Below are 7,918 nucleotides of genomic sequence, written 5' to 3'. Positions count from 1 at the left end.
TCGCTGATGGAGCTGGTGGCCGACCGGCTGTGGCTCGCTGCCGACGGGACCATCGCCCCGTTCGACGGCGACCTGGAGGACTACGCCCGCTTCGTCATCGAACGCGCCAAGGCCGCCGCCCGCGGCCCCTCACAGGTCAAGGCGCCCGAGCCGGAGCCGCCCCCTAAGGCCGTGGAGCGCAAGGCCAAGGTGCCCACCGGCCCCGCCCGCCGCCGGGCGGAAGCGGCCGAGGCCGCCCTGGCCCGCGCCACCGAGGCGGTGAAGGCGATCGACGCGGCGCTGCTGGACCCCACGGTCTTCGCCGACAATCCCGCCCGGGCCGCCGAACTCGGCCGCCGCCGCGAGGCCGCCCAGGCCGCGCTCGAAAAGGCCGAAGCCGAATGGCTGGAGGCGGTCGAGGCCTACGAAGCGCTGAAGGCTGACGCCTAACTCTGTCATCCCGGACGGCCGCAAGGCCGATCCGGGGCCCAGCAGCGGCGCTCGTGGCTTCTGGGTCGAGGCTCTCCGCCCGCTGAAGCGGACCTTCGGCCGGGATGACGGTGTATGATGGCCCCATGCCCGTCACGCGCCGCCAAGCCGTCCTCGGAGCCGCCGCCCTACCGCTCGCCGCCTGCACGGCCGAGCCGGAACCGGCCGCGGCGCAGCCCCCCGCCAAGGAGACCCGCCCCTTGCTGACCCGCGCCATCCCCTCGACCGGCGAGCAGATCCCGGTGATCGGCCTCGGCACCTGGCAGGCGTTCGACATCGGCCCCGCCGATCCCGACTGGGCTCAGGCCCGCGAGGCGTTGAAGACCTTCTTCGACGGCGGCGGCCGGGTGGTGGATTCCTCGCCGATGTACGGCCGCGCCGAGGCGGCGATCGGCGCGCTGGCGGCCGAGCTCGGCATCGCCGAGCCGCTGTTCCTGGCCACCAAGGTCTGGACCCGCGGCCGCACTCAAGGCGTCGCGCAGATGGAGCAGTCGCTCGATCTCCTGAAGGTGGCGAAGATCGACCTGATGCAGGTGCACAATCTTCTGGACCTGGAGGCCCACCTCGCCACCCTCGCCGAGTGGAAGGCGGCGGGCCGGGTCCGCCTGATCGGCGCGACCCACTACACCGAAGGCGCCTACGATGCGCTCGAGGCGGCGATGCGCCGGCACGCGCTGGACTTCATCCAGATCAACTACTCCGTCGCCGAACTGGACTCCGAGGAGCGCATCTTGCCGCTGGCCCGCGAGCGCAGCATGGCCGTGCTGGTCAACCGCCCGTTCGCCGGCGGCGACGTCTTCGCCCGTGTCCGCCGTTCGCCGCTGCCCGGCTGGGCGGCGGAGCTGGAGGCGACCAGCTGGGCCCAGATCCTGCTGAAGTTCGTGCTCGCCCACCCGGCGGTGACCTGCGTCATCCCCGGCACCCGCAACCCGCGCCACGTGGCCGACAACCTGGGCGCCGGCTCCGGCCCCCTGCCGGAGGAGTCCCAGCGCCGGCGGATTGTCGAAGCTGTACGGGCGGCCTAGCGTCGGATAGCCAGAAGGAGGCTTCCATGACCGGTTCCAGCCTGCAGGTCCGCCGCGTGGCGGGCGCCCTGGGCGCCGAGATCTCCGGCGTCGACCTCGCCGCCGACCTGTCCGACGCGGTGATCGCGCAGATCCGTCAGGCCCTTATCGAGCACCAGGTGATCTTCTTCCGCGGCCAGACGCTGACGGCGGCCCAGCAGGTGGCTTTCGGGGCCCGCTTTGGCCCGCTCAACATCCACCCCTACGTCGCGGGCATGGCCGAGCACCCGGAGGTGATGGAGATCGTCAAGGAGCCGGAGGACAAGGTGAACTTCGGCGGCGGCTGGCACTCGGACATGAGCTTCCTGCCCCAGCCCAGCATCGGCTCCATCCTCTACGCGGTGGAGGTGCCCGAGTGGGGCGGCGACACCCTCTTCGCAAGCCAGGCCGCCGCCTACGAGGCGCTGTCGCCGGGACTGAAGGCGACGCTGGAGCGCCTGAACGCCGTCCATTCCGCGAACCGCGAATACTCTTCGGCCGGCCAGTCGGCGCAGCAGCGCAAGTCGATGCAGGTCGTCGAGGCCGAGGGCATGGCCGGCGAAGCCGTGCACCCGGTCGTGCTGGCGCACCCGGAGACCGGCCGCAAGGCGCTTTACGTGAACCCCGCCTTCACCGAGCGCTTCGAGGGCTGGTCGAAGCGGGACTCCAAGCCCCTCCTCGACTACCTCTTCCAGCACTCCAGGTACGAGGCGTTCACCTGCCGCTTCCGCTGGGAGCCGGGCTCGGTCGCCTTCTGGGACAACCGCTCGGTCTGGCACTTCGCCTTGAACGACTACCCGGGCCAGCGCCGCCAAATGCGCCGCGTCACCGTCGATCCCCTCCCCGTCCCCCGCCCGCAGCTCGCCGCGGCGAGCTAGCTCCGCTCTTGCACCCGGCCGTCCCAGGCCAGGGTGTATGGATCGAGCGCCACGTATGACGGCAGTCCCAGGCTCTCCCACAACGGGAACGGCGCAAGGCCGTTGGCCCGGCTGACCAGCAGGGTGATGACAGTGCCGTGGGCGACGATGGCCAGCGTCTCGCCGGCGCTCTCTTCGACGGCCGCCCGGACCGCCGCGGAGAAGCGGGCGTGCGCCGCATTAGCCGACTCCGTCCCCATCGAGACCTTGGCCGGCTCGTCGAAGAAGGCGTGGAAGCGGCGGACGTGGATCTCCTGGCTCGCAAAGCTCACGCCGGTCCGATCGTTCTCGCCGAGGCCAGCGCGCGGGCGCACCTCCAGTCCGAGCGCGGCCGCGGCCAGCGCGGCGGTCTCAAGCGCCTTCGGCTCCAGGCTGGCGTAGATCCGCCGCACCCCCTCCCGCGCGAACGCCTCGGCCAGCCAGCCGCAGCTCTCGCGGCCCGCCTCCGACAGCGTCCAGCGCTGGGCGTTCATCTCGGGCAGCATCTGAGGATGCGCATGCTTGACGAGCAGCAGCCTGGCCATGCCCGACCCATAGCGGGACCGCTGGCCCCCTTGGAAGCGGAACCGGCGCGGCTTCAGCGAATTGGAGCGGGACTGGGAGAGGCCCTCGAGGGGATGCCATGAGACGACACGCGCTGGTGATGAGTGCGCTGGCGATGGCGCTGAGCGCCTGTGTCAGTTCCCCGAAGGAGACGGTGCTCAATCTCGACACCACCGACCGCAAGTGGACGTCCAAGCGGTGCGTCGCCGCCCGCAAGGCGGTGGCCCGCTACGACGACCTGCAGCGCGAGCGGGGGCTGGTGGGCTTCGTCGGCAACCTCGCCGTCCCTTTCGCCGGCACCGCCGCCTCCCTCGCCCTCAGCGCGGCCAAGGACAAGGAGCGCGCCCGGCTGAACCACGAGGTGCGCGCCGCCTGCATCTCCGATCCGCTGAAGGGCCGCCGGGTGGCCGGCAAGGGTCGCAAGCTGGCGAGCCGCTAGCCGCCGCCGCTGCGCCTCTGCTCGAAGGCGGCCCGGCGCTCGTCGGCGCTGACCACGCCATCCTTGTCGGCGTCCATACGCTCGAAGCGGGCGCGGGCCTGCGCCTCCATCTCCGCAAGTGTGACCTGGCCGTCGCCGTCGGCGTCCGCCCGAGCCATCACCCCGCCGGCGCGCCCCGGCCCGCGGCCGTCACCGCCGCCGAACTGGGCCCGCATCGCCTCCCGCTCCTCGGCCGTGACCTTGCCGTCGCCGTCCTGGTCCATGCGCGTGAAGCTGGCGCGGCTGCGCTCCAGCATCTGGTCCAGGGTCTGGTCGCTTATCGGGCCGAAGCCGCCCGGGGGTCCGGCCTCCGACGCGGCCGGCTCTGCAGCGGGCGCGGCCGGGGCCGCGGTCGCCTTGGCCGTCTCGGCCTCTTCGGATCGGCTGCAACCGCCGACCGCGAGGGCCAGGGCGCAGCCGACGAGCAGGAAGGATCGCACGCTAGTGATCTCCGCTTCTAACTCGAGGCGCACAATGAAGCGCCGCGCAGGTTTCGCCTGCACGGCGCCTTGTTTCCCGGCCGCAATGGCCGCCTAGCGCAAGATGTCCGCCAGGACCTGGGTGATCAGGCCGCTGGCCAGCGACGTCAGAAGCACGTCGTCGTCGTGACGCACGTAGCCGTAGCCACGAGGCGGCGGCGGCAGGCGATAGGTCCGGTAGTCGTGGATCACGTACCGGGACGAGCGGTATTCCGCCGGCAGGTACTGGCCGCGCGCCCAGCGGCGCTGGGCCTTCGCATACTTGCGCTGGGCCTTGTAATAGTCGCGCTGGGCTTCTCGCAGGTCTTTGGCCCGCTCGCGCTCGTCCTCGCGCCACTCCTTGTAGGCTTCGCGTTCGCGCTCGCGCAGCTCCTTGGCGCGCTCGCGGCGCTCCTCGCGCCAGTCGTCCCACTCGTCGTCATCGTCGTCGATCAGCACCACGCCTGGGAAGTTCGTCAGCGGCTGGGCCTGGGCGGCGGCCGCGCCGGTCAGGGCCACGGCGGCGGCGGTGAAGGCGAGCAGGGTGCGTCTCATCGATCTCTCCATGGCTGGCGGGGGAGTCTGGCGCCTCCGGCCTTGATCCTCCCGGAACGTCCCGTTCATCGGCGGTTCAACCTCGGCCTCGCCGCGCCCTCGGGAATCCGCCATAAGCGCCGGCGATGTCCAACGAACCCTTCTTCACCCGCGACGGCGAGCGCTTCGTCCCCACCCAATCCGCCAGAGGCCCCTGGGATCCGAAGTCCCTGCACGGGCGGGTCATCGTCGGCCTGCTAGGCGCCGAGATCGAACGCCGCCACGGCGAGCCGGACCTGATCCCGGCGCGGCTCACCGTCGATATGTACCGGCTGCCGGACCTCTCGCCGGTGGAGGTCACCACCCGGGTCGTGCGCGACGGCTACCGCATCAAGGTGATCGACGCCGAGTTCTTCTCGAACGGCGTCAGCATGGCGCGGGCCAGCTGCCAGCTGCTGCGCCGCACCGGCCCGCCCGAGGGGGTCGTCTGGAGCCCGCCCAACTGGGACGTTCCGGCCCCAGACTCCATCGAGCCGCCGCCGGACCGGCGCGCCGGCATGGGCGGGATGTGGGCGATGCGGCCGATCAGCGGCGGCATGGGTTATTTCGGGCCCAAGCGCACCTGGATGAAGGAGGTCCGCGACCTCGTCGAGGGCGTCCCCCTGACGCCGTTCGTGCGGGTAGCCGGCGCGGCCGACTTCGCCAGCCCGTTCGCCAACGCCGGCGACAAGGGCCTCGGCTACATCAACAGCGACGTGACCCTATATCTGCATCGGGTCCCGACCTCGGAGTGGATCGGCTTCGAGGTGGTGAACCACCAGGCGAGCGACGGCGTGGCGATCGGCGAGACCTTCCTCTACGACGAGACCGGGCCCATCGGGTCGGCCGCCGTCTGCGCCCTCGCTCAGAAGCGGGCCCCGCAGCCGCCGCCTCCCCCGCCCGCCAAGGCCTGAGCCCGTGGGCCGGGCCGAGGCCGCCCAGCTCGTCCTGGCCGTCCACCTGCTGGTGATCGCCTTCAACCTCTTCGGCCTGATCGCGACCCCGCTGGGCGCGTGGCGCGGCTGGAGCTTCGTGCGAATCGGCTGGTGGCGGGCGCTGCACCTCGTCTCCATGGCCGCGGTAGCCGTGCAGGCCCTGTTGGGCCGCGCCTGTTTCCTCACGGACTGGCAGGCGGCGCTGGAGGGCCGCTCCGGCGGCGCCGAGCCGCTGATCGTCCGATGGGTCAATCAGGCGGTCTACTGGCCGATCCCGCTCTGGGTGTTCACCGCCGGCTACGTGACCCTGCTCGCCTACGCGCTGGCGCTGTGGCGCCTCGTCCCGCCGCGGCCCTTGCGACGCTGACGCCCAGGGCTGCGACGGCTCACCACATGGCGAAAAAAAGGCAGTGGCGTAAAACGCGGATATTGGATTTGCGGTTCTGGCGCGCCCGACGGCGAGCCTGGACTGCACTGTTCGGGGGAACAGAGGGAGGAGCGTCCCGGGCCGCGGCCTGGGGCGCTCCTTTCCCTTTTGGGCTGCCGCTTGCGCGCGGCCGGGTCGGCGCCTAAGTCCGGTTCGAGGGCTGCAGCGGTCTACGACGGCCCATCGGCGCGCCAGTTCCGGCCCCATCCGGACGGTGGGTCGAAGCACTCCGTAAGGATGCTTATGCGCTGCAGCCCTCGGTTATCCACAGCCCGCGGCGGTAATGGCGCCAATCTAGACGCGGCGTCGCCGCAATCTCGCCTTGTCCGTAAAGATTCGTCTACTCATCGCGAGTGAGCGCCTAGCGCATGGCAAACATAGGTTAGGTTCAGGTCGTCGTCAGGTAGAAGACCGCCCATCTTAGGGAACCGTAAAGCTTGCCAGGCGCTGATTTGGCGAAACGCGAGGATAGCCATGGTCCAGTACGCGGTGGCGCTAAAGAACGGCGAATGGAGCGTCTTCCAGGACGGCGAAGTGCTCGCCCATGACCTGACCCGGTCGGCGGCGATCCAGATGGCCAAGGAAATGGCGTTCGAAGCTGAGGAACGAGGCGACACCGTGGAGCTGCTGATCCAAGGCTATTATGGCGAGCTGACCCGAAAGGTGTCAGGTGGAGACTAGACTCTCCTCATCGTACACCCGCGCGCGCCGCCCCTCGGGCCGCGCCCGCCCACTGCGGGCATTCGCCGCCTGGGCGAGCCTTCCTGAATCGTCACAGTGTGGCTTCGGGGGCCCAGTGACGAGTACCATGGCGGCCAAGAAGCGTAGGACGACCAAGACTGGCAAAGCTGCCGTCACCGCGAAGCTTCGGGCGATGGTGGAGGACGTGGAGCGCTGGCCCCTCTCGGACCGGCTGCTCAAGGCGATCGAGGAACTCGAGGACACCGGCGGAGACGTCCCCGGCTCCCAGAGCGATGCTCCCCCGGTGGGCAAGAAACCCAGGAAGTCCTAGTCTTCGGCGCCGGCGTGGACGTCGCCCGCCAGTTCGAACCCGATCATGCCCGCCAGCGAGGCGCGCGCCCGCTTCACGCGACTCTTCATGGTGTTGACCGGGCAGTTGCAGATCCTCGCCGCTTCCTCGTAGCTCATGCCCGAGGCCGCCACGAGCAGCAGCGCCTCGCGCGCATGCGGCCGCAGCTGATGGAGGGCGCCCAGCATCTCGCCGTAGCGCAGTCGCCACTCCTGGTTCGGGCCGGACGCCAGCTGCGCGGCGTGGCGGCCGTCGACGTCCTGAGTCGTACGGTTGCGGACCACCGTCTCGGACAGGAAGGCGTTGCGCAGAATGGTGAACAGCCAAGCCTGCAGGTTCGTCCCGGGCTGGAAGCTGGCGCGGGCGCGCCAAGCCTTCATCAGTGTTTCCTGGACCAGGTCGTCGGCCTCGACGTCCGACCGCGCCAGGCTCATGGCGTAGGCGCGGAGCCGGGGGATGAGCGCGATGATGTCGCGCCGGAAAGGGTCTGCCTCAAGACTGTCGTGCATGCGGGCCGGCCTTCAGGCCCCGCCCCGCGCCGCTTCGGGCGCGAACACACTCTCGACCATTCTGGTCGTACGCATCGCCAAGCTCTCTCCCATGCCGGCGCAAGAGCGACCGCACAGGTCCGCTCGTCACGGTTTTGAGCGTAGGGGATGTAGGGTGACGCGTTTCTGAACAGCGACTTTCAGACGGCGTTCATCGAACGCGGCACTTCAAGACTCAGCCGCACTTCACTTCCCGGATGGCCCCCGTCGCCGCGTCGAAGAGGAAGTTCAGCCGGCGCGGATTGTGGTCCATGGTCATCGGGCAGGTCGTGCAGGCGACGCGTTGCTCGGCGGGGTTCACCGGAACCGGGATCTCGCTCCGCGGCCGCCCGATCAGGTGCTGGTGCTCGCGGGCCCGGCAGAGGTCGCTGGGCGGCGGCGGCGGCGGCGCAGGCGGCGGCTGCGCCGGCGCGCGTGGCGGCGGAGGCGGCGGCGCCGGAGAGGCGCAGCCGGCGACGAGCAACAACAGTCCCACCGCAGCCAGTCTCGCCCTCATGC

General features: G+C 70.6%; 12 protein-coding genes and 1 pseudogene. 8 read left to right on the top strand and 5 right to left on the bottom strand.

Annotation, left to right across the window (positions count from 1 at the left end):
- The 3 genes and pseudogenes from VHK87_RS00125 to VHK87_RS00115 all read left to right on the top strand — a co-directional run.
- Nucleotides 1–429, top strand: a pseudogene (locus VHK87_RS00125) (ABC transporter ATP-binding protein); the annotation flags it as partial.
- Between the two features lie 125 nt (nucleotides 430–554).
- A complete protein-coding gene (locus VHK87_RS00120; protein ID WP_329632870.1) occupies nucleotides 555–1,493 on the top strand; it encodes an aldo/keto reductase in 939 nt (312 codons plus the stop codon).
- Between the two features lie 26 nt (nucleotides 1,494–1,519).
- Entirely contained in the window at nucleotides 1,520–2,389 is an 870-nt protein-coding gene (locus VHK87_RS00115) for a TauD/TfdA dioxygenase family protein (protein ID WP_329632869.1), read from the top strand.
- On the opposite strand, the gene VHK87_RS00110 is transcribed toward VHK87_RS00115, so the two are convergent.
- Nucleotides 2,386–2,952 (bottom strand): histidine phosphatase family protein, encoded by a 567-nt coding sequence (locus VHK87_RS00110; protein ID WP_329632868.1) that lies wholly within the window; start codon nucleotides 2,950–2,952, stop codon nucleotides 2,386–2,388. The two genes, VHK87_RS00115 and VHK87_RS00110, sit on opposite strands and share 4 nt — an antisense overlap.
- A gap of 98 nt (nucleotides 2,953–3,050) precedes the next feature.
- Between VHK87_RS00110 and VHK87_RS00105 the strand changes: the two genes are divergently transcribed.
- Nucleotides 3,051–3,410, top strand: coding sequence for a hypothetical protein (locus VHK87_RS00105; RefSeq protein WP_329632867.1), 360 nt, complete (start codon nucleotides 3,051–3,053; stop codon nucleotides 3,408–3,410).
- On the opposite strand, the gene VHK87_RS00100 is transcribed toward VHK87_RS00105, so the two are convergent.
- Together VHK87_RS00100 and VHK87_RS00095 are read right to left on the bottom strand one after the other, a co-directional pair.
- A complete protein-coding gene (locus tag VHK87_RS00100; RefSeq protein ID WP_329632866.1) occupies nucleotides 3,407–3,889 on the bottom strand; it encodes an EF-hand domain-containing protein in 483 nt (160 codons plus the stop codon). The two genes, VHK87_RS00105 and VHK87_RS00100, sit on opposite strands and share 4 nt — an antisense overlap.
- Before the next feature lie 93 nt (nucleotides 3,890–3,982).
- The gene (locus VHK87_RS00095) at nucleotides 3,983–4,462 is read right to left on the bottom strand and encodes an RcnB family protein (RefSeq protein ID WP_329632865.1); all 480 of its coding nucleotides are present in this window, start codon (nucleotides 4,460–4,462) and stop codon (nucleotides 3,983–3,985) included.
- A gap of 125 nt (nucleotides 4,463–4,587) precedes the next feature.
- Here VHK87_RS00095 and VHK87_RS00090 point away from each other — a divergent pair, with 125 nt between their 5' ends.
- From VHK87_RS00090 to VHK87_RS00075, 4 genes are all read left to right on the top strand, one after another.
- Nucleotides 4,588–5,394 (top strand): acyl-CoA thioesterase domain-containing protein, encoded by an 807-nt coding sequence (locus VHK87_RS00090; protein WP_329632864.1) that lies wholly within the window; start codon nucleotides 4,588–4,590, stop codon nucleotides 5,392–5,394.
- 4 nt (nucleotides 5,395–5,398) lie between these two features.
- Nucleotides 5,399–5,782 (top strand): DUF2784 domain-containing protein, encoded by a 384-nt coding sequence (locus tag VHK87_RS00085; RefSeq protein WP_329632863.1) that lies wholly within the window; start codon nucleotides 5,399–5,401, stop codon nucleotides 5,780–5,782.
- 534 nt (nucleotides 5,783–6,316) lie between these two features.
- Nucleotides 6,317–6,523, top strand: coding sequence for a hypothetical protein (locus tag VHK87_RS00080; protein ID WP_329632862.1), 207 nt, complete (start codon nucleotides 6,317–6,319; stop codon nucleotides 6,521–6,523).
- 115 nt (nucleotides 6,524–6,638) lie between these two features.
- Entirely contained in the window at nucleotides 6,639–6,854 is a 216-nt protein-coding gene (locus VHK87_RS00075) for a hypothetical protein (protein ID WP_329632861.1), read from the top strand.
- On the opposite strand, the gene VHK87_RS00070 is transcribed toward VHK87_RS00075, so the two are convergent.
- The gene (locus VHK87_RS00070; protein ID WP_329632860.1) at nucleotides 6,851–7,381 is read right to left on the bottom strand and encodes a sigma-70 family RNA polymerase sigma factor; all 531 of its coding nucleotides are present in this window, start codon (nucleotides 7,379–7,381) and stop codon (nucleotides 6,851–6,853) included. The two genes, VHK87_RS00075 and VHK87_RS00070, sit on opposite strands and share 4 nt — an antisense overlap.
- Nucleotides 7,382–7,595: 214 nt before the next feature.
- On the bottom strand, nucleotides 7,596–7,918 hold a 323-nt coding region (locus VHK87_RS00065), incomplete at its 5' end, for a peptidase inhibitor I78 (protein WP_329632859.1).

The organism is Phenylobacterium sp. (assembly GCF_036263695.1).
Lineage (GTDB): Bacteria > Pseudomonadota > Alphaproteobacteria > Caulobacterales > Caulobacteraceae > Phenylobacterium.
The sequence above is the reverse complement of the archived record's forward strand: the minus strand, read 5'-3'. Positions and strand labels throughout refer to the sequence as shown.